Annotated in this window: 19 protein-coding genes and 1 pseudogene; 13 read left to right on the plus strand and 7 right to left on the minus strand. The window is 71.8% G+C overall.

The window, feature by feature from the left end:
- Nucleotides 1–313: 313 nt before the first annotated feature.
- Nucleotides 314–835: a MarR family winged helix-turn-helix transcriptional regulator gene (locus tag DJ476_RS18755; protein WP_103421557.1), complete on the minus strand. Its 522-nt coding sequence runs from the start codon at nucleotides 833–835 to the stop codon at nucleotides 314–316.
- Between the two features lie 4 nt (nucleotides 836–839).
- Nucleotides 840–1,448, minus strand: coding sequence for a DJ-1/PfpI family protein (locus DJ476_RS18760; RefSeq protein WP_112491095.1), 609 nt, complete (start codon nucleotides 1,446–1,448; stop codon nucleotides 840–842).
- Between the two features lie 158 nt (nucleotides 1,449–1,606).
- On the opposite strand from DJ476_RS18760, the gene DJ476_RS18765 reads away from it, so the two are divergent.
- From DJ476_RS18765 to DJ476_RS18775, 3 genes are all read left to right on the plus strand, one after another.
- Complete coding sequence (locus tag DJ476_RS18765) at nucleotides 1,607–2,980, plus strand: aspartate aminotransferase family protein (RefSeq protein WP_103421556.1); 1,374 nt, start codon at nucleotides 1,607–1,609, stop codon at nucleotides 2,978–2,980.
- A 142-nt stretch (nucleotides 2,981–3,122) separates the two neighbouring features.
- Nucleotides 3,123–3,815 carry a GntR family transcriptional regulator gene (locus DJ476_RS18770; RefSeq protein ID WP_103421541.1) on the plus strand — a complete coding sequence of 231 codons (693 nt, stop codon included), beginning with the start codon at nucleotides 3,123–3,125 and terminating at the stop codon, nucleotides 3,813–3,815.
- Nucleotides 3,816–4,059: 244 nt separating this feature from the next.
- A complete protein-coding gene (locus DJ476_RS18775; RefSeq protein ID WP_070204370.1) occupies nucleotides 4,060–4,710 on the plus strand; it encodes a hypothetical protein in 651 nt (216 codons plus the stop codon).
- Nucleotides 4,711–4,979: 269 nt separating this feature from the next.
- Here the strand turns inward: DJ476_RS18775 and DJ476_RS18780 are convergent, their stop codons facing one another.
- Nucleotides 4,980–5,828, minus strand: coding sequence for an SLATT domain-containing protein (locus DJ476_RS18780; RefSeq protein WP_162638875.1), 849 nt, complete (start codon nucleotides 5,826–5,828; stop codon nucleotides 4,980–4,982).
- Nucleotides 5,829–6,373: 545 nt separating this feature from the next.
- On the opposite strand from DJ476_RS18780, the gene DJ476_RS18785 reads away from it, so the two are divergent.
- The 8 genes from DJ476_RS18785 to DJ476_RS18820 all read left to right on the plus strand — a co-directional run bounded on the left by DJ476_RS18785 (nucleotide 6,374) and on the right by DJ476_RS18820 (nucleotide 14,204).
- Nucleotides 6,374–6,718: a YbaB/EbfC family nucleoid-associated protein gene (locus tag DJ476_RS18785; protein ID WP_079167639.1), complete on the plus strand. Its 345-nt coding sequence runs from the start codon at nucleotides 6,374–6,376 to the stop codon at nucleotides 6,716–6,718.
- Between the two features lie 101 nt (nucleotides 6,719–6,819).
- A complete protein-coding gene (gene recR, locus DJ476_RS18790) occupies nucleotides 6,820–7,419 on the plus strand; it encodes a recombination mediator RecR (RefSeq protein WP_019762627.1) in 600 nt (199 codons plus the stop codon).
- A gap of 92 nt (nucleotides 7,420–7,511) precedes the next feature.
- Complete coding sequence (locus DJ476_RS18795) at nucleotides 7,512–8,171, plus strand: DUF5063 domain-containing protein (protein WP_070204373.1); 660 nt, start codon at nucleotides 7,512–7,514, stop codon at nucleotides 8,169–8,171.
- Between the two features lie 82 nt (nucleotides 8,172–8,253).
- Nucleotides 8,254–9,036 carry a DUF1838 family protein gene (locus tag DJ476_RS18800; protein ID WP_112491096.1) on the plus strand — a complete coding sequence of 261 codons (783 nt, stop codon included), beginning with the start codon at nucleotides 8,254–8,256 and terminating at the stop codon, nucleotides 9,034–9,036.
- Between the two features lie 309 nt (nucleotides 9,037–9,345).
- Nucleotides 9,346–10,617: an aspartate kinase gene (locus DJ476_RS18805; RefSeq protein ID WP_070204375.1), complete on the plus strand. Its 1,272-nt coding sequence runs from the start codon at nucleotides 9,346–9,348 to the stop codon at nucleotides 10,615–10,617.
- Nucleotides 10,614–11,690: an aspartate-semialdehyde dehydrogenase gene (locus DJ476_RS18810; protein ID WP_112491097.1), complete on the plus strand. Its 1,077-nt coding sequence runs from the start codon at nucleotides 10,614–10,616 to the stop codon at nucleotides 11,688–11,690. The genes DJ476_RS18805 and DJ476_RS18810 overlap by 4 nt, the downstream gene beginning before the upstream one ends.
- Nucleotides 11,691–12,018: 328 nt before the next feature.
- Nucleotides 12,019–12,681, plus strand: coding sequence for a SigE family RNA polymerase sigma factor (locus DJ476_RS18815; RefSeq protein WP_103421537.1), 663 nt, complete (start codon nucleotides 12,019–12,021; stop codon nucleotides 12,679–12,681).
- 59 nt (nucleotides 12,682–12,740) lie between these two features.
- Nucleotides 12,741–14,204 (plus strand): hypothetical protein, encoded by a 1,464-nt coding sequence (locus DJ476_RS18820; protein WP_112491098.1) that lies wholly within the window; start codon nucleotides 12,741–12,743, stop codon nucleotides 14,202–14,204.
- A gap of 445 nt (nucleotides 14,205–14,649) precedes the next feature.
- On the opposite strand, the pseudogene DJ476_RS18825 reads toward DJ476_RS18820, so the two are convergent.
- A pseudogene (locus tag DJ476_RS18825) lies at nucleotides 14,650–15,528 on the minus strand (SURF1 family protein); the annotation flags it as partial.
- A gap of 62 nt (nucleotides 15,529–15,590) precedes the next feature.
- Entirely contained in the window at nucleotides 15,591–17,420 is a 1,830-nt protein-coding gene (locus DJ476_RS18830; RefSeq protein ID WP_112491100.1) for a S9 family peptidase, read from the minus strand.
- 124 nt (nucleotides 17,421–17,544) lie between these two features.
- On the opposite strand from DJ476_RS18830, the gene DJ476_RS18835 reads away from it, so the two are divergent.
- Entirely contained in the window at nucleotides 17,545–18,387 is an 843-nt protein-coding gene (locus DJ476_RS18835) for a class I SAM-dependent methyltransferase (RefSeq protein WP_103421533.1), read from the plus strand.
- A 139-nt stretch (nucleotides 18,388–18,526) separates the two neighbouring features.
- Entirely contained in the window at nucleotides 18,527–18,937 is a 411-nt protein-coding gene (locus DJ476_RS18840) for a nuclear transport factor 2 family protein (RefSeq protein WP_208853513.1), read from the plus strand.
- 109 nt (nucleotides 18,938–19,046) lie between these two features.
- Here DJ476_RS18840 and DJ476_RS18845 read toward each other — a convergent pair whose 3' ends face one another.
- Both DJ476_RS18845 and DJ476_RS18850 read right to left on the minus strand, forming a co-directional pair.
- A complete protein-coding gene (locus tag DJ476_RS18845; protein WP_112491101.1) occupies nucleotides 19,047–19,865 on the minus strand; it encodes an SGNH/GDSL hydrolase family protein in 819 nt (272 codons plus the stop codon).
- A 336-nt stretch (nucleotides 19,866–20,201) separates the two neighbouring features.
- Nucleotides 20,202–20,882: an HAD family hydrolase gene (locus tag DJ476_RS18850; RefSeq protein ID WP_112491102.1), complete on the minus strand. Its 681-nt coding sequence runs from the start codon at nucleotides 20,880–20,882 to the stop codon at nucleotides 20,202–20,204.
- Between the last annotated feature and the right edge of the window lie 68 nt (nucleotides 20,883–20,950).

The raw sequence follows: 20,950 nt of genomic DNA on the forward strand, positions 1-20,950 counted from the left end.
CCCTCTACGACACATCCCGTCACGGCCCCGGTTCCGGTTCCGCCAAGCCTCAGCCCGTCCGGCGCGCGCACCCGGCGTCCCGCGCGCCCTCCCAGCCCGTCCGGCGTGCATCCTGAGCCCGTCCGGCGTGCACACCCAGCCCGTCCGGCGTCTGAGGACGGAACCGGGGAGCGCGGGTTCGGTGCGCGGGCGGGGGCGGCGCCCCGGGAAACCCCGGCATTCAGGCGCGCCCCCACCAGGGCAAGGGTTCCGTCCTCAAACGCCGGACGGGCTTGAACGGCCCCCGCACGGGCAGGAACGGCCCCCGCACGGGCTAGGAGTGGGCGCCGGCCCCGCCGGACGGGCTTGACTGGCCCACCGCCTCCTCCACCGCCCCCGCCAACCGCTCCAGCACCTCCACCGTCTCCGCGAGCGCCTCCACCCCCAGCACCCCCGCGAGCCGCGCGGCGAACTCCGCGTGGGGCGGGTCGATCCGCGACACCGCCTCCCGCCCCGCCTCCGTCACGCGCACCAGCTTCGCCCGGCGGTGGGCCGGGTTCTCGACGTACTCCGCGAGCCCCCGCCCCACCAGCAGGTCCGCGATCCGCTGCACGCTCTGCCGGGTGATCCCCATCTCCCGCGCGATCCCCGCCACCGGCAACGGCTCCCGCAGCACCGCCCCCAGCACCTGCCACCACGCGGCGGTCAGCCCGCTCGGCCGGGCCAACTCCTCGGCCACACCGAGGAACTGCCCGTTCAGCCGGAACACCGTCAGCGCGGCCCGGCTCAGCAACTCCTGCTGGGACGGCAACTCCTGCCGGGAAGGGACTTCCCCCACGCTCTCCGCGCCCCCCATCCGCTCACTCACCCTCCAGCACCTCGTACGCACTCGGGTCCGAGTCGTGGAACAGCCGGTACCAGGCCCCCAGCTTCTCCGGCCCGTACACCCCCAGCAGCCCGAAGACCTCCCGCGCCAGTGCCACCGGCTCCGTCGGCCCGGCCGTGATCAGCCCGCCGTCCGTCACCGCGTCGGCGTCCACGTACCGCGCGCCGCCCCCGTACCCCGTCGCCGCCAGGTAGAAGGAGACCGCGCTCGTGTGCGCCCGGTCGTCGAGGAGCCCCTCGCGGGCCAGCCCCGCCGTCGCCCCGCAGATCGCCGCGACCGGCACCTCCGCGTCGAGGAAGGCGCGCGCGGCCCTGGCGAACGGGGCCAGGTCGTCGCCCGCGTCCCAGAGCCCGGCCCCCGGAAGGATCAGCAGCGCGCTGTCCTCGGGCCGCAGCTCCGCCAGCGCCAGATCGGGCTGGATGCGCAGCCCGCCCATGGTCGTGACCGGCTCCCGCTCCGGCCCCACGGTCCGCACCCGGTAGCCGTTCTGGGCGAGGAAGGCGGTGGTGTACCCGGTCTCCCAGTCGGCGAGGGTGTCGTACACGGCGAGATGGACAACCGCTCTGCTGCTGGTGCTGGTCATGATGACCTCCCGGAGTAGATGACAGAAGCCTGTCATGAAGACAGCATGCTGTCAAAAGAAGCAACCGCGCCCCGGACCCGACACCCTGCCGACCTCCGCGCCCAACGCCGTACAACATGGCCATGGAGACCGCCCCCACCAGCGCCTACGCTCCCCGCATGACCCCTCATGCCCCTCATGCCCCGTACGCCGACCCCGCGGCCGGTGCGGCCGTGAAGGCCGCGGACCGCGCGCACGTGTTCCACTCCTGGTCCGCCCAGGGCCTCATCGACCCGCTCGCCGTGGCCGGCGCCGAGGGGGCCTACTTCTGGGACTACGACGGCAACCGCTACCTCGACTTCACCAGCGGACTCGTCTACACGAACATCGGCTACCAGCACCCCACCGTGGTCGCCGCGATCCAGGAGCAGGCCGGGAAGCTCGCCACGTTCGCGCCCGCGTTCGCGATCGAGGCGCGCTCCGAGGCCGCACGCCTCATCGCCGAGCGCACCCCGGGCGACCTGGACAAGATCTTCTTCACCAACGGCGGGGCCGAGGCCGTCGAGAACGCCATCCGCATGGCCCGGCTGCACACCGGGCGCCCCAAGGTGCTCTCCGCCTACCGCTCGTACCACGGCGCCACCTCCACCGCGATCAACCTCACCGGCGACCCCCGCCGCTGGCCCTCCGACAACGGTTCGGCCGGCGTGGTCCACTTCTGGGCGCCGTTCCTCTACCGCTCGCCGTTCTACGCGGAGACCGAGGCGGAGGAGTGCGCCCGCGCGCTCCAGCACCTGGAGGACACGATCGCCTTCGAGGGCCCGGCGGCCGTCGCCGCGATCATCCTGGAGACCGTCCCGGGCACGGCCGGCATCATGACCCCGCCGCCGGGCTACCTCGCGGGCGTGCGCGAGATCTGCGACCGGTACGGGATCGTCTTCGTGCTCGACGAGGTGATGGCCGGATTCGGGCGCACCGGCGCCTGGTTCGCCGCCGACCACTTCGACGTCGTGCCGGACCTGCTGACCTTCGCGAAGGGCGTCAACTCCGGTTACGTACCGCTCGGCGGCGTCGCCATCAGCGCCGAGATCGCCGCGACCTTCGAGACCCGCCCCTACCCCGGCGGCCTCACCTACTCCGGCCACCCGCTCGCCTGCGCGGCCGCCGTCGCCACCATCGGCGTCATGGAGGACGAGAAGGTCGTCGAGAACGCGGCCCGGATCGGGGAGACCGTCCTCGGCCCCGGCCTGCGCGAACTGGCCGAACGCCACCCTTCGGTGGGCGAGGTGCGCGGCCTCGGCGCCTTCTGGGCGCTGGAGTTGGTACGGAACCGGGAGACCCGCGAGCCGCTCGTCCCGTACAACGCCTCGGGCGAGGCCAACGCCCCGATGGCGGCCTTCGGGGCGGCCGCGAAGAAGCAGGGGCTCTGGCCGTTCATCAACATGAACCGCACCCACGCCGTCCCCGCCTGCAACGTCACCGAGGCCGAGGCGAAGGAGGGGCTCGCGGCCCTGGACATCGCGCTCGCGGTGGCCGACGAGCACACGGTGTAGCCGTACGGCCACTCTCGCGTACGCAATCGCCCCCCGCCGTGCCCGAAATCGGGCACGGCGGGCACCTGCCTTAAGGTGACCCGAGCCGGAAGACGGCCGAATCCGGCTGAACACGGCTGACGAACGGGAAGGGCGGCCGCCCATGGGGCCGAGCGGAGGTGTGACCCGCAGTACGCTGCGCCAGCAGATCGCCGACGCGCTGCGCGACGAGGTGCTGGCCGGGCGGCTCCGTCCGGGCCGGGCGTTCACCGTCAAGCAGATCGCGGAGCAGTACGGGGTCTCCGCGACCCCCGTCCGCGAGGCGCTCTTCGACCTCTCCGCGCAGGGGCTGCTCTCCTCCGACCAGCACCGTGGCTTCCAGGTCCACGAGTTCACGGTCCGGGACTACCGGGCGATGGTGGAGGCCCGCTCCCTTGTCGTCGAGGGCATCTTCCGCTCCCCGGCCGACCAGGTCGCCGTCCGAGCCGAAGCGCTCGCCTCGATCCGGCGCCGGGCCGCGGAGGCCGTCCGTGCGGCGAAGGGCGGCGATCTCGACGTACTGATCGGGTACGACCTCCGCTTCTGGCGGGAGCTGGGGGCCTTCGTCCTCAACCCGTACATCAGCGCCTTCCTCACCAAACTCCGGGTCCAGGCCTGGGTGTTCACCGTCCACCGGCTGCGCGGTGAGCACGCGGACGAGCATGTGCTGTGGTTCGGCCACGAGGAACTGGTCGAGGCCATCGCGGCCGGCGACGAGGCGCGGGTGCTCGCGGTGATGCAGGACTACTACGCGCACGCCCTGGCCTGGGCGGACCACCTGGAGACCCGGGAACGACGGATCCCGGCCCCGGAATAGCGCCCGCCCGGGCGGGGCTGCGGCTGTTCGCGCGGGATCGCGCCCTTCCGCGCGGGGGGCTCCCGTCCGCGCCCGTCCACGCCGGGATCGGGCCCGTCCGCACCCGTCGCGCTGCCGGGGCCGGGGCCGGGCCCGCTCACGTCGGCGTCGCGGCTGCCCGCGCGCTGCCGGGGCCCTGTGCGCGGGGTTCACCTCCCATTACGCTGTTCCGACGATCGCCGAACCCGTTGGAGAGCGAGACTTCGTGGCCTGTGACCTGTGGCTGGTCCCCCTCGTCGATGTGCTGTGCCACAGCCCCGACAACCCCTTCGCCGAAGAGATCGCCGTCTACGACCGGGCGCTGAGCGACGCGGGCCTGCCGCCCGTCCCCGTCTTCGCCTACATGCCCGGCCTCAACGGGGACGTGGCCCCGGTGGCGGGCTTCGACTACGACGCCCTGCACTATCTGCGCCGCGCCTATCTGCTCCAGCTGAGCGGCCTGGCCGTCACCCCGGTCGAGGGCCTCGGCGGTGACTACGAACAGCTGCTGGAGATGTTCGAGCAGACGGCCCAGCAGTCGCACCTGGTCTGGCACTACGACCACGCGGGGGCGTACGTCCCGGTCGACTTCCCGGCCCCGCTCTCGAACGACGCCCTGCTGGCGGGCGGCGGCCCGCTGGGCTCCGCGCACGGCCTGCTGCGGGAGCTGGAGTACGTGGCCCCGGCCATCGGCATCGACCCGGCCAACCCTCCGGCCGCCCCGCAACCGCCCCCGGGCCCCACGACCCTGGAGGAACCGGCGAGCCCGGTCCCGTACGACGAGAGCCCGTTCGCGAGGGAACGCCACGTCTGGCTGGGCCTGCACGCGGCGGCGACCCGCTCGCTGGCCCAAGGCTCAATGATCATCTTCAGCTGAACACTCCTGCGGGCCTGCCCACCCCAACCACACAACTCCCGCCCGCACACGCCCCCCAGCCGCCCGCGCAACTCCCGCGCTCGCCCGCACACTCCAGCTTGCCCGCACACCTCCAGCCCGTCCGGCGTTTGAGGACGGAACCCTCACGAGGGGGCTCCCGCGCCGACCGACCCGGCCGGGGAGCAAACCCAGCCCGTCCGGCGCTTGAGGACGCGGGGCCCGGGCGCCCGGGGGCGCACCCCCGTACCGCCCCGGGCCCACGGCCCCGACTACCGCGGCGCCTCCGGGGGCCGCTGCCGAGGCATGTTCGGCCGGGCCGCCACGGACGGCATCGAGAACCGCCCCGGCAGCGCCCCCGGCTCGGCCCGCCCTCCCGCGCTGCCGGAGACGAGCGCCTGCGTCCCCATGGGCGCGGGCCCCGCCCGGAACTCCACCATCCAGTCCGCCGTCTCCGACCGCACCAGCTCCGTGATGTCCTCGGAGAACCGCCGCAGCACCCCCAGGCACCGCTCCGCCGCCTCGCTGGCGGTCCCCTCGGTCGGCCCGAGGGTCTCCCGTACGCACTCCGAGGCCCAGTCGAACTGGAGCACCTGGAGCCGCCGCTGCACGGCCTGGGCCGTGGCGAGGTTCCTTATCCAGCCGGAGGTCAGCCCGAAGTACCGGTCGCAGGCCATGCAGGCGGCGCCCAGCAGCAGCGACAGATACCCCCACCCCGCCGACCCGCCGAGCGTCCCGGTCAGGTCGAGCAGCGGCAGCGCGGCCCCCGCGACGACCCCGGCGGCGGTGCCCCACCGCAGGGCCCGGGCTCCCCGGCGCTTCCAGGCCCGGTCCTCCAGATACCAGTCGGCCGTGGCGAGGGCGCCGGACTCGACCCAGCGGTACAGCTCGTCGAGCCGCTCGGCGGGCTCGCCCCAGTCCCCGAGGGGGAAGGGCCGCCCGGTCAGATCCCGCCCACCGGACCCACGGAATCCACCGGCCCCACTGAATCCGCCGGACCCACCGGACCCACCGGACCCACCGGACCCACCGGACCCACCGGACCCACCGAATCCGCCGGACCCACCAGACCCGCCACCACCGCCCGGCTCGCCCCGCCCGCGGCCCCCGCCGCTACCCACCGCACGGCCACCACGGCCACCGCGCCCGCCGGCTCCACCGGCCCCGGCAGTCCCTCCGGCGCCCCCGGCACCTCCGACGCCTCCGGTCCCCGCGGCTCCCCCGGCCCGTGAGCCAGAAGTGGAGCAATCCACTCCGCTCTCACCGGAACCCGCATCGGACTCCTTGCGGGGCGGCCCTTCGGGCTGCATCTCCGGCTGACTCACCGGGGCACTCCTCTGCACTCTGTGTAAGTAACCGTGCGTCACCAACCATGCGCGCACGCGTATCGATGTGCACGCCCTTCCTACCGCCGAATGGTGGGCTGTGATGCCGAAATCGAGGGATTCTCATCAGCATGGGGTCGCTGGTCAGGTATAGGACCCTCCGCGACGGCCGCGAATCTCACCCGAAAGAGTTGGTCCCCCGCCGATCCGCGTCGATCCCCATCGGTCCGCGTCGACCCGTATCGCTCCCCCGGAGATCCCCGGTGGGTGGAGCGCGGTGACCGGGGAGCACGTAGGCTCGGCTTACCGAAACATTTGTCGTCGAAATGCCAGGAGTGACCGTGATTCCCGGTGGTGGCCAGCCCAATATGCAGCAGTTGCTCCAGCAGGCCCAGAAGATGCAGCAGGACCTCGCCGCCGCCCAGGAGGAGCTGGCGCGGACCGAGGTCGACGGCCAGGCGGGCGGAGGCCTCGTGAAGGCCACCGTGACCGGCTCCGGCGAGCTGCGGGCCCTGGTGATCGACCCTAAGGCGGTGGACCCGGAGGACACCGAGACGCTCGCCGATCTCGTGGTGGCGGCCGTGCAGGCGGCCAACGAGAACGCGCAGGCGCTCCAGCAGCAGAAGCTCGGCCCGCTGGCGCAGGGCCTGGGCGGCGGCGGCTCGATCCCGGGCCTGCCGTTCTGACATCGCCGGTGGCCGCCCGGAGCTGACGCCGGGGGCCTATTGGTACCGCCCCGTACCCACTACCGTACGGAGCGGAAAGCAGAGGAAAGAAAGGCGTTCCGTTGTACGAAGGCGTGGTTCAGGACCTCATCGACGAACTGGGCAGGCTGCCCGGCGTCGGTCCCAAGAGCGCGCAGCGGATCGCCTTCCACATCCTGCAGGCCGAGCCCACCGACGTACGCCGTCTGGCCCATGCCCTCCTGGAGGTCAAGGACAAGGTCCGGTTCTGCGCGGTCTGCGGCAACGTGGCCCAGCAGGAGCAGTGCGGGATCTGCCGGGACCAGCGTCGCGACCCGAGCGTCATCTGTGTGGTCGAGGAGCCGAAGGACGTCGTGGCGATCGAGCGGACGCGCGAGTTCCGCGGCCGCTACCACGTCCTGGGCGGGGCGATCAGCCCCATCGAGGGCGTCGGCCCGGACGACCTGCGCATCCGCGAGCTGCTGGCCCGGCTCGCGGACGGCTCCATCACGGAGCTGATCCTCGCGACCGACCCCAACCTGGAGGGCGAGGCCACCGCGACGTACCTGGCGCGGATGGTCAAGCCGATGGGCCTCAGGGTGACCCGGCTGGCCAGCGGTCTGCCGGTCGGCGGCGACCTGGAGTACGCCGACGAGGTCACGCTGGGCCGCGCGTTCGAGGGGAGGCGGCTGCTGGATGTCTGAGACCGAGGCCGTACGCACCGCCCGCCCCCGGCGCCCCTCCGCACCGCCGTCCGCTTCACCGTCTGTGACCGCGCCCACGGGAGGTCCCCTCGATGTCTGACGCCACGCTGAACTCCGTCACGCAGGACCCGGGCGACTTCGCCGTCCAGATCGCGGACCAGATCAAGACGTTCATCGTCGCGGTCACCGAGGTCTCCAAGGTGGAGGAGCCGGAAGAGGCCGTTCCGGTGCTGCTGCTCCAGGTCTCGCAGCTCCTGCTCGCGGGCGGCCGCCTCGGCGCGTACGAGGACGTCCTCCCCGACGAGCGGTACGAGCCGGACCTCGGCGCCGAGCCGGACGCGGACGGCCTGCGCGAGCGGTTCGCCGCCCTGCTGGAGCCGATCGACGTCTACTCCGAGGTCTTCGACCCGTACGAGCCCCGCAAGGCGCCGGTCCCGCACCGCATCTCCGACGACCTGGCCGACCTGGTCACCGACCTCTCCCACGGCCTCGCCCACTACGAGGCGGACCGCACGGCCGAGGCGCTCTGGTGGTGGCAGTTCTCCTACTTCTCCAACTGGGGCTCCACCGCCTCCGCCGCCCTCCGCGCCCTCCAGTCCCTGGTCGCCCACATCCGCCTCGGCCAGCCCCTGGAGGAGCTGGACGGCCTGGACACCGACCAGGACCCGGGCGAGGACAACCTCGCCGAGGAGGCGGGCCGCGTGATGCTGGAGGAGATCGCGGGCCCGCTGGGCCTGCGACCGGTGAAGTAGGGGCCCGGGGCGGCCCACGTCGGCCCGGGGCCGCATCGGCGAGCGACCGCGAGGGGCCGAGGTATGGCGCACAGTGGTGCGTATGACGACACCACTCGCACAGCCGGCCCCCGCCGAGCAGCCCACCCCCGCCGAGCTGCTCCGCTCCCTCGCCCGTACCCGCGCCTCGCTGGACGGTGAGGAGGTCACGTACTGGTGGACGGGAGACGTCTACTCCTGGGCCCCCGACGAGCCCTACCGGCGGGTCTTCGGCTTCGAGGGGCTCAACGTCGCCCGCTTGGTGCAGGACGCCGAGGCCGGGCCGGACGCGTATCAGCTGCTGACCCGGGAGGCCGCGTTCTACCTGGATCCGGTCAGCCGCGAGATCCTGGAGACCTGGCAGGACCGGCCGGTGGTGCACGTCTGGAACGACCCGGCCAACCAGAAGTGGCGGCCCTTCCCCGTCCCGGTGACCGAGCTGGGCGGGCAGGTCTGCTTCAGCCTGGAGATCCCGCTCGCCTATCCCTCGCCGCTGCCGGTGGACCGGTACCCCGACCACTCGGCCGGGGACACCTACAAGGCGCTGGAGCTCTTCCAGTTCTTCGCCGACCGCGCCGACCTGGCCGGCCCGGCGCCCAGCGTTCCGGCCACCATGTCGTGGTCCCGGATGTCGCCGTGGCTGCCGTGGATGGCCCAGGGGCAGCGGCCCGGCGGGCTCACCTTCCACTGCCGGGGGCGCAAGCTGGGCTCGTACGACGAGGTCCCGGAGCGTACGCGCGCCTACATCGCGGACCGTCATCCGGAGTTCGCCCACGCCCCGGAGGCGTGGAGCGAGCCGAACGAGACGAGCTGGACGTACTTCAGGAAGCTCCACCCGCCGCGATAGTCCCCGGGAGTCCCCAGTCCCCGGGTAGTTCCCAGTCCCCGGGCAGTCCCCGGGCAGTCCCCGGGACGAGGGGGACAGGCGTACGCCGACCGGCGCTTCCCGCTCGCGCATTCCGCCCCGAAGGTGTGGGCTGGGACACAAAAGGGAGTGCGCTCCTCCGGGATGGGCAGCAGCCTCGTACGAGCAGTTCGGGTCGACACGCCGTGCCGGGTTGTGGGCGGGACATCTCACCATCTGGTAAGGACGGGTCGATTCCGGGCTGCTCGTTAAACTGAGCCGACCGCAGTAATGACTGAGCGAGGAGCGCACGTGGGCCTTGTCGTGCAGAAGTACGGAGGCTCCTCCGTAGCCGATGCCGAGGGCATCAAGCGGGTCGCCAAGCGAGTCGTCGACGCCAAGAGGAACGGCAACCAGGTGGTTGTCGTGGTGTCCGCGATGGGCGACACGACGGACGAGTTGATAGACCTCGCCGAGCAGGTGTCTCCGATGCCTACCGGCCGTGAGTTCGACATGCTGCTGACCGCGGGTGAGCGGATCTCCATGGCCCTGCTGGCGATGGCGATCAAAAACCTGGGCCACGAGGCCCAGTCGTTCACGGGCAGCCAGGCCGGTGTCATCACCGACTCGGTCCACAACAAAGCGCGCATCATCGACGTCACGCCCGGCCGCATCCGGACCTCGATCGACGAGGGCAACATCGCCATCGTCGCCGGGTTCCAGGGCGTGAGCCAGGAGGGCAAGAACATCACGACGCTCGGCCGCGGCGGGTCGGACACGACCGCCGTCGCGCTGGCTGCCGCGCTGGACGCCGAGGTCTGTGAGATCTACACGGACGTCGACGGCGTCTTCACCGCGGACCCGCGGGTCGTGAAGAAGGCGAAGAAGATCGACTGGATCTCCTTCGAGGACATGCTGGAGCTGGCCGCGTCCGGTTCCAAGGTGCTGCTGCACCGGTGCGTCGAGTACGCACGCCGTTACAACATCCCGATCCACGTCCGCTCGTCCTTCTCCGGACTGCGCGGGACCTGGGTCAGCAACGAGCCGCAAGGGGACCAGAAGGTGGAGCACGCGATCATCTCCGGAGTCGCCCACGACGTCTCGGAGGCCAAGGTCACCGTCGTCGGCGTGCCGGACAAGCCGGGCGAGGCGGCCGCGATCTTCCGCGCCATCGCCAACGCCGAGGTCAACATCGACATGGTGGTGCAGAACGTCTCCGCCGCGTCGACCGGCCTGACGGACATCTCCTTCACCCTCCCCAAGGCCGAGGGCCGCAAGGCCATCGACGCCCTGGAGCGGGCCAAGGGCTCCATCGGCTTCGAGTCGCTGCGCTACGACGACCAGATCGCCAAGATCTCCCTGGTCGGCGCCGGTATGAAGACCAACCCGGGCGTCACCGCCGGCTTCTTCGAGGCGCTCTCCGACGCGGGCGTCAACATCGAGCTGATCTCGACATCCGAGATCCGCATCTCGGTGGTCACCCGTGCCGACGACGTCAACGAGGCCGTGCGCGCCGTGCACACCGCCTTCGGCCTCGACAGCGACTCCGACGAGGCCGTCGTCTACGGAGGCACCGGCCGATGACCGCACGCCGCCCTTCGCTCGCGGTCGTCGGTGCGACCGGGGCGATCGGCGGCGTCATGCTCCGGATCCTCTCGCAGCACGCGGACGTCTGGGGCGAGGTCAGACTCGTCGCCTCACCGCGCTCGGCCGGCCGCAAGCTGGTCGTGCGCGGTGAGGAGAGCGAGGTCCTCGCGCTGAGCGAGGACGTGTTCGACGGCATCGACGTGGCCCTCTTCCTCGTACCGGACGAGGTCTCCGCCCGCTGGGCCCCGATCGCCACCTCCAAGGGCGCCGTCGTGATCGACGACTCGGCGGCCTTCCGGCTCGACGACGACGTCCCGCTGGTCGTCCCGGAGATCAACCCGCACGCCGCCCGGCTCAGACCACGTGGCATCGTCGCCTCCCCGAACTGCACCACGCTCTCGCTGATCGTCGCGGTCGGCGCGCTCCACGCCGAATTCGGGCTGCGCGAACTGATCGTCTCCTCCTACCAGGCGGTCAGCAGCGCGGGCCGGGACGGGGTCGCGGCCCTGCGCGAACAGTTGTCGCTGGTGGCCGGTACGGAGCTGGGCACCCACCCCGGAGACGTACGCCGTGCCCTCGGTGACGGCGCGTCGACCGGCCCCTTCAGCCCGTTCGCCGCGCCCGTGGCCCTGAACGTCGTGCCGTGGGCCGGTACGGACGCGGGGGACGGCTGGTCCTCCGAGGAACTGGCCATCCGCGAGGAGTGCCGCAAGGTGCTGGGGCTGCCGGAGCTGCGGACCAGCGCGACCTGCGTGTACGTCCCCGTCGTCGCCGCGCACTCCATGTCCGTCCACGCGCGCTTCGAGAACGAGGTCGCCGTCGACCGGGCCCACGAGATCCTGGCGACCGCGCCGGGCGTCGTCCTCTTCGACAGCCCTGCCTCCGGGGATTTCCCGACTCCGTCCGACGTGGTCGGCACCGATCCCACCTGGGTCGGCCGGGTACGGCGTTCGATGGACGATTCCCGGGCCCTGGAAATGTTCATCTGCGGGGACAATCTCCGTAAAGGTGCGGCTTTGAACGTCGCGCAGATCGCGGAATCGGTGGCCGCCGAAATTACCTCCGTCTGAGGGGGCCCGCCGTGCGGACGTGCGGCGCAGATCTCGTTCGTACGGGTCGAACCTGTTTTGTAGAATCTGTGAACGCCCTATGAGCAATTACCTGGTCTGAACCTCTTGAGCTGGGGCGTTGTCGTATCCGACGATGATTTACCGGCCGCCTGCAACCACGCATGGGCCGGGATGCGTCTATGCCGTCACTTCTTGCGCGGCGGGGGCGCATATGCGTGGCATACGGGGTATTTGGGGAAGAGCAGGTGCGTATGAGGGCATGTCGCACAGCGTCGAACGTGACGCCGTACGCGTACAACCCTGGCGGGGGGAAGCGTGTCCAACAGGCGTGGCAGAGGTTCTCGACATCACAGTGGCGGGTCCGTTGCGGGGCGCGGCCGTGCGTCCGCTCCGGCGCCCCCGCGCGCCCGGCGGCATGCCGGTGATCGCGCCCATGCCCGCCGCACGCCCGGCCCAGCTGCCCTCGCAGCGCGGGGGTGCTGAGGAGACGGTGGCAGCGGGAACCACGGTCGACCACCTCACCGAGACCTACCGCGCCCACTACCGCTCCCTGCTCGGCCTCGCGGCGCTGCTGCTGGACGACACCGCGTCCTGCGAGGACGTGGTGCAGGAGGCGTTCATCCGCGTGCACTCCGCGCGCAACCGGGTCCGGGAGCCCGAGAAGACCCTGGCCTACCTCCGCCAGACCGTCGTCAACCTCTCGCGCTCCGCGCTGCGCCGCCGCATCCTCGGGCTCAAGCTGCTCTCCAAGCCGATGCCGGACATGGCGAGTGCGGAGGAGGGTGCGTACGACCAGCTGGAGCGGGACGCGCTGATCAAGGCCATGAAGGGGCTCCAGCGGCGCCAGCGCGAGGTGCTGGTGCTGCGGTACTTCGCGGACATGACGGAGGCCCAGGTCGCGGAGACGCTGGGAGTTTCGCTGGGGTCGGTGAAGGCGTACGGTTCGCGCGGTATCGCGGCGCTGCGCGTCGTGATGGAGGCCCAGACATGAGCGGGCACCGCCACCGGCACGAGCACAGGCACGAGAATGACCCGACGGGAAACGGAATTGTGAACGACGGGCCGGAGAAGACTCCGCACACCGATCCGGACCGAGCGCACGGAACGAACGGGCCGGACCGGCCGGACCGTTCCGATCAGTCCGACCGGTCGGTTCAGCCGGGCCGACCGGACGGTCAGCACGACGAGGCCGCGCCGGGGGGTCCGGGGGAGCCGGACGCGGCCCGGGAAGCGGAACCGGAACCGGGGCCGGGGTCGTCGTCGGCCGAGGCTGGTGCGTCGGCCGAGGAGGGTGCAACGGCCGACGACGGCGCGAGGCCGCAGTCCGGCGGCGGCTCCGCCGGGGACGACCTCGCCGGCACGCTGACCGACCTCTTCGGGAGCGGCCGGGGCGGATCCGGACCCGATGGCGGCCCGGGCAGCACCTCTGATCGCGGCGGCTCCGCTGCCACCGGCTCTGGTGCCGACGGCTTCGGTGCCGGTGGCTTCGGCACCGCTGGCTTCGGCATCGACGGAGAGCTGGACGAGGTCGCCCTGCGCCGGATGCTGCACGGGGCCGTGGGAGGCCTTGAACCTTCCGACCGGACCCTGGAGCATCTGCAGCGCGCGGTGCCCGCCCGGCGGGCCAGGCGGCGGCAGGCCGCCGTCGGCGCGGCCGCGGCGGCCCTGCTGATCGGCACGGCGGTCCCCGCTTTCGTGCACGTGGCGAACTCGGACAGTACGTCCACCGCGTCCCCCGCCATCGTCGGCCACGGCGAGCAGGCCCAGGGCGGCAACGGCGAGGCGCCTGGCCCCGAGGCCCCGGGCCACCGGACCCCGGAGCCCACCGACCAGGAGAGCCAGGACGGCGCGGACGAGCCGGACCCCTCCGCGAGCACCTCGCCGGACAGCTCGGAGGACCCGGGCGGCGGGACCGCGACGGGCGGCGCATCCGCACCCCCCAGTTCGGACCTCGCCACGCTCCGCGCCTGCAACCCGGGCCAGCTCGGCGTCGTCTCCGCGGCGGCGGGCGCCCCGAACGCCGAAGGCAAGGTGTACGGCAGCTTCCGGATCGCCAACGTGTCCGGCACGGACTGTACGGTCAGCAGCAACGGCACCGTCGGCGTCACCGCCCTCGGCGCCGCCGATCCGCTCAAGATCAACGTGGTCCAGCACACGGCGGGTGACGCGGCCTCCGGCCTCCCCGACCCCTCGCAGGAGCCGGGCACGGTGCTGCTGAAGCCCTCCATGGCCTACGAGGTGCAGTTCGCGTGGGTGCCGACCGACACCTGCCCGACCGTCGCCCCCTCACCCACCCCCACCCCCTCGCCGGACGGCTCGGGAGGATCGACGGGCGAGGCATCGGGGCCTTCCGGCACCGACACGCAGTCGCTGCGGCAGGACGGCGCCACGATGGACGGCAGCATCGCCGTCACCCACACACCGGAGTCGGGCGCACCCACGGCCGAGACGAAGATCAACAACGCCTGCTCGGGCACGATCTACCGAACAGGCGTCCTGCCCACCGCGCCGTAGCACCAGGGGCGACGGCGAGCGCGGCATCAGGGCGGAGGCGAGTCCAGGACCGATGCCCCCCGGGGCTGAGCCTGGAGCAGGTGCAGAGCCGAAGCGCAGGCCCAACCTCGGGGCACAGGGCCGACCCGCACCCGACATCGGGACCCGGCCCGGCCTGGGACCGAGGCCCAGGCCGAGGCGCGCGACCCACGGTCCAGGCACCAGCGACCACGAACTAGGACCAGGGACTAACGAACCAGGGCCGGGGACTACGGACGACGGCCTACGAACCGTGTGAGGTCCCCGCCGTCTTCGACCCCTGAGACCCCTGTACGGCGCCCCCGGAGGCTTCCGCACCCCCACCGGCCTCAACAGCACCGGCCCCGGCACCACCGGCGGCCCCACCGGCCTCGACGTCACCGGCGGCCTCGGCAGCCTCACCGGCGGCCCCACCGGCGGCCTCGGCAGCCCCATCAGCCCCATCAGCCCCATCGTCCTCGGCAGCCCCACCATCCCCCGAGGCCCCTGAAACCTCTCCGGCCCCACCAACCCCCGGCTCCCCGCCCTCCGGGACCAGCCCGAGGGCTACGTCGCGGGCGGTCTCGGCCTCGCGGCGGACCAGGCGGAACCACATGAAGAGCACGAAGCCGGCGAACACGAACCACTCGCCCGTGTACCCCAGGTTCTGGAACGCCTTCAGGTCGAGCCCGCTGCCCTGCGGAGCTGCGGCGGGGACCGGCTTCAACGCGTCGTCCGGGCCCGCCGCCCCGCCCGCCTCGGCTTCGGGAAGCGTGATCCAGGCGTCGTACACGTCGTAGTCGACCAGGTTCACCAGGGATGCGGCGCTGATCATGCCGAGCTGGCCCTCGGGGAGCCCGCCCCGGGCGTTGACGCCGTTGCTGTGGATGTTCTCGGAGGCCTGGAGGTCGCCGGTCACGGTGACCTCGCCCTGCGGCGCGGCCGGTACGGGGATGCTGCCCGCGGTGCCGGGCAGCCAGCCGCGGACGACCGGCAGGGCCTTGCCGCCCTCCGTACGCAGCAGGGACAGGACGTAGAAGCCGCGGCGGTCGTCCAGCTCACGGCCGGGGACCAGGAACTGGTCGGCGTACGTCCCGGTCGCGACGGCCGGGCGGCCGGACGTCACCTTGTCGACGGGCAGCAGCTCGTCCAGCGGTTCGGCGGCCCGGGTGCTCGGATCGGGCTGCTTCGTCGCCTGCTCGTGCGACTGCACACGGTCCTCGAAGCGGCCGAGCTGCCAGGTTCCCATGAACACGCAGAACGGGATGGCCAGCACGACGAAGAGGTTGATCCCCCACCATCGCGGGGTCAGCAGGAACCGGTACACCCCTCCAAGGTACGGTTCCCCGCTCCGGCCCCCCGGAGCGGGGTCGCCCATTTATCCGGTCCTTACGCCCCCTGGACGGCACCACCCCCCAGATGCTTGAGGGCGAACTCCAGCTCCAGCCGCACCTGCTTGATGCGCTCCTCCACCACGAGCGAGCCGTGCCCCGCGTCGTACCGGTAGACCTCGTGCACCGCGCCGCGCGCCGCCAGCCGGTCCACGTAGTTCTCCACCTGGCGGATGGGGCACCGCGGATCGTTGACGCCGGCCGAGATGTAGACGGGGGCGCGCACCGCGTCGACGTACGTCAGCGGGGACGAGGCCTCGAACCGCTCGGGCACCTCCTCCGGCGTGCCGCCCAGCAGCGTGCGGTCCATCGCCTTCAGGGCCTCCATCTCGTCGTGGTACGCCGTGACGTAGTCCGCGACCGGCACCGCCGCCAGCCCCAGTGCCCAGGCGTCGGGCTGGGTGCCGAGGCCGAGCAGGGTGAGATAGCCGCCCCAGGAGCCGCCGGCCAGAACCAGGCGCCGCGGGTCCGCGAGCCCGGAGGCGACCGACCACTCCCGCACGGCGGCGATGTCCTCCAGCTCGATCATGCCGACCCGGTGCTTGAGCGCGTCCGTCCAGGCGCGGCCGTAGCCGGTGGAGCCGCGGTAGTTGACCCGTACGACGGCGAAGCCGTGGTCCACCCAGGCAGCCGGGCCGGAGGCGAAGGCGTCGCTGTCGTGCCAGGTCGGCCCGCCGTGGATCTCGAAGACGGTGGGGAAGGGCCCCTCCCCGGTGGCGGGCCTCTGCACGAGGGCGTGGATCCGGCCGCCCGGCCCCTCCACCCACGCGTCCTCGACGGGCACCGACGCCGGGGCCTTCGCACCCGGCGGGTCCAGGACCACCGCACCGCTGGTCGACCGCACCACGGGCGGCTGCGCGGCCGAGGACCAGAGGTACTCCACGGTGCCGTCGGGGCGGGCCGTGGCGCCCGACACCGTCCCGGCGGGGGTTTCCACCCGCACGGGCTCCGCGGCCCCCGGCTCGTACCGCCACAGCTCGCTGCGGGCCTCGAAGCTGTGCTCGATGAGCAGCGCGGAGCCGTCCGGATACCATTCGGCGCCCACGTCACCGGGCAGGTCGACGGGGAGCGCGGTCTCCGTGCCCGCTACCGGGTCCCAGATCATCGGCTCCCAGCGGCCCCGGCGCTGGTGCCCCACGAGGAGCCGGGTGTCACCGGCCACCGGCGCGAAGCCCAGCACGGCGAGCCCCAGCTCCTTGGTGCCGCCCTCGGTGTCGTCCAGCTCGGCCACCGTGGAGCCGTCCGGGCGCACCACACGCAGGGCGGAGTGCATGGCGTCGCCGTGCTCGGTGTGCTCCAGGGCGATGAGCGTCCCGTCGTACGACAGGTCCCCGACCCCGGCGGACTCCCGGTGCCGGTAGATCTCGACGGCTTCGCCACCGCCCGGGGCCGGCACCAGGTGAATGGTCGTCCCGTCCTCATCCGTGGAACGGCCGATCACGGCGGAGCCGTCGCGCCCGATGGCGAGGCCCGCCGGATACGAGGGGGCGAGCCCCGGGGCGGCGGGCTCGTCCTCCCCGCCGCCGAACGGCTGGCGCATCCACACGCCGAACTCGTCGCCATCGGTGTCGCTGAACCACCAGATGGCCTCGCCGTCCGGCGTCAGCACCCCGTCGGTGGTTCCGTTGGGCCGGTCGGTCACCTGGCGCTGCCGCCCGCTCGCCCGGTCCCAGGCGTACAGCTCATAGGTCCCGGTGGCGTTGGACACGAAGAGGGAGCGGTCAGGCGCGTCCTCGGCCCAGTCGGGCAGGGACACCCTGGGCGCGCGGAACCGCTGCTCCCACTCCGGCATGGTCGAGACGTTCTCCGATTCGCTCATGCCCTCCATCCAACCCGATCCCGAGCCCGGCCGGAGCGGGCCGTCCACAACCCCCCTGTGATGATCGGACCGGCCGTGTCCGCCTGTGGATAACGGCTCGCGAGGCTTCCGTCCGGTGGGTAACTTTTCGGATATGTACTCCCCGACTCCGGACGACTGGCAGGACGCCAACCGCGCACGCTGGGACGAGCGTGTGCCGATACACGCGGCGAGCGACTTCTACGACCTGGAGGCGTTCCGGGCGGGGAAGGACGCCCTGCGCCCGTTCGAGCTGGCGGAGGTCGGTGACGTCACGGGAAAGACCCTGCTGCACCTCCAGTGCCACATCGGCCTGGACACCCTGTCCTGGGCGCGGCACGGTGCCGCGCAGGTGGTGGGCCTGGACTTCTCCGAGCCCGCCGTGGAGACCGCCCGGGGCCTCGCGGAATCGCTGGGGCTGGGCCCCGACCGCGCGGCGTTCGTGGCGGCCGATGTGTACGACGCCCCCTCGGCCGTCCCCGACTCCTCGTACGACATCGTCTACACGGGCGTCGGCGCGCTGAACTGGCTGCCCGACATGGAGCGCTGGGCCGAGACGGCGGCCTCGCTGGTGGCGCCCGGCGGATTCCTCTACCTGGCGGAGTTCCACCCGCTCACCGACACCCTGGACGACGGGACCGGCTCGGTCGTCACCCATGACTACTTCAGCCGTGAGGCCTGGGTGGACGAGACTCCGGGGACGTACGCCGACTTCGACGCGCCGACCGTGCACAACCGCAGCGTCGAGTGGCAGCACCCGGTGGGCGAGGTGGTGACGGCGCTCGCGGCGGCCGGCCTGCGCATTGAGTTCCTTCGCGAGCACGATGTCTCGCTCTTCCCCCGCTTCGGCACGCTGGAGCGCCAGTCGGACGGCTACTACCGCTTCCCGGCGGACCGCCCGCGCATCCCGCTGATGTACTCGCTCAAGGCGACCCGCCCCAAGCCGCACGGTGGATGAGCCGAATCCGCAGCAGAAGGCATGACGGGGGTCAGCGACGTCTCCCCGGAAGATCGACCACGTGACCACATGACCACATGACCGCAGGTCAGTGATGGCTCTCCGGGGATTGTCAGTGCCGAGGTCCACACTTCTTCCCATGACCGACGACACGAGCAGAAGCACCACCACGGCCGGCCTGCGCACGACGGTGGAGACGTACTGGGCGACGGCCGACGCCCGGGACTGGGAGGCGTTCGCGGCGACCCTGGCGGACGACGTGGTGTACGAGCTGCCGCAGACCCGCGAGCTCATCCGGGGCAAGGACCGCTACCTCCGGTTCAACCAGGAGTACCCGGGCGACTGGCACGTCCGGATCGAGCGGATCGTCGCCGACGCGGAAGGCCGCCAGGCCGCCGCCCGGACCGAGTTCACGGTCGGCCCGGAGGAGCTGCACGCCATCCACTTCTTCACCTTCGACGACCAGGGCCTGATCACCGGGGTGACGGATTTCTGGCCGGAGGCGTACGAACCCCCGGCGGGCCGCGAGCACTTGGTGGAGCGCTACTGATCCGCCGGGCCGACGGCACCAGGCCGACGCGCGGAGGCGGCCCGCCAGGCCCCGCCCGGCGAGCCGCCTCGATCACTCCGTCACACCGCTACAGGTGTATCTGCCCGGGCTACAACACCGACCGGAAGGCCGGCAGATAGCCGCCCGACTGCCCGGCGACGGTGGGGTGGTACGAGTGGTAGACGGGCACGGTCACGCTGTGGAGCCAGGCGTCGCCGGAGCACAGCTCATGCCCGGTGAACTCGTCGACGACGCCGGAGAAGGTGAACCCGGCATCGGCGGCGCGCTTGGCGAGCACCCCGTTCAGCACGTCCGACGCGTTGTTGATCGCCGCCCGCTCGGCTTCGGTCAGCCCCGCGACGCAGCTCCCCGACAGCTGGTAGAAGCGCGGATACCCGAGAACCACGACCTGGGCGGAGGGAGCCCCGGCGCGGATACCGGCGTAGAGCGAGTCGAGGCTCCCGGGAAGGGAGTTGTTCATCTTGGCGATCGCTGCGTCGACACTACTGATGCAGGTCGCTTCGCTGCCCAGCACACAGTCCTGCATGACATCGGCGAACCCGACGTCGTTGCCTCCGGCCGTCACGCTGACCAGCGTGGTGGACGCGTCCAGCGCCCCGAGCTGACCACTGGCGACGGAGGACGTGGTGGCACCGGAGCAGGCGACGAAGGCGAACGAGGTGGGGGAGTTCGCCGCCGCCCACAGCTGCGGATAGGCGTTGGCGCTGCGCCGGCAGTCACCGCTGTCGGGCAGATAGTCCCCGGCGCCGACCCCGGAGGAGTAGGAGTCACCGAGCGCGACATAGCCACCGGCCGCGGCGGATTCGGCCGCGGAGTCCGCCGCGACGGCGGTCCCGGCCATACCGAGAGCGGCCACGGCGGCGAGCGTGAAAGTGGAGAGGGATGCCCAGATCCTGCGTACGGACATGGCTTTCGTCCTTCGAAGTGGGGGGGAGAAGGTGGGGGTGTTGAGCGTGTGGGGGTGAGTGAGGCTTGAAGGAGCGAAGCCGTGTCTAGCAGCTCGCGATACCCACCGGTAATGCCTGCGCAAGAAGTCGTCTGATATGCCCGGTTGATCGTGGGTAGCCCGGTGCTCCGCGCGTAGATGAACCCTCAACTCCGTGATGGAGCAAGTGAGTTCCAGAAAATGTTGTGCGCTCGCGTGCCCCTGTTCCGGCCTCGCTCCGGTGCTGATTCGGGCGGCTCGGAGTGCGGGAGGCTTGGGGCGGCCGAAGGCAAGTTCAGCCGGACGGCGCAATGCGCCTCACGACCGCCTCGAGGCGGTGGGGCGGGCCTCCCAGTCACTGGCCAGCAGCAGCGCGATGGCCGTCCCCGCGTCGGGTACGCAATGGTCAGGTGCGGCGAGCCGGTTGGGCCAGGCCCGCCCGTTGGGGATCCAGATCGTGCGTAGGCCCGCTCGACGACCTCCATCGATGTCGGTCTCCGGGTTGTCGCCCACCATCCAGCCACCTTGGGAAATAAGGGAGCCGCACGCTACGGCTGCCGCCTCGAAGACGGCGGGTGCGGGCTTTCGTGCCCCGACGGACTCCGAGACGCAGACGCCATCGATGCGATCGATCAGACCGGTTGCCTGGAGTTTGGCGTTCTGAATATCGGTGGCTCCGTTGGTGGCGACACCCACTCGCCAGCCGGTGGCTCGTAGGGCATCCAGGCCCGCGAGTATCCTCTCAGGGCACCTGACCGCCGCCGCGATGTCGGAGCAGTACTGCCTCCACAGCGTCTTCGCGGAGGGCTGGAGACGGTACTGCGCCCGTATGGTTTCGAAGGTGACTGGAAAAGCTCGTTCCTGGACCAACTCGACCAACTGCGTGGCGGCGTGGTCAGCGAGGGAGTGCCGAGCGGCGAACTGAACGGCCCAATCCTGGATGGCACCGTTCCTGTCGATCAGGGTGTTGTCGAGATCGAAGAGCACCAGCCGCTGCATAGGTGACGACCTTAGCCGGAACGGATGCGCCGCTACTGAAGAGGGGACTTCACGGTGGTGATCCTGAG

This window comes from Streptomyces bacillaris (assembly GCF_003268675.1).
In the GTDB taxonomy this organism is placed as follows: Bacteria; Actinomycetota; Actinomycetes; order Streptomycetales; family Streptomycetaceae; genus Streptomyces; species Streptomyces bacillaris.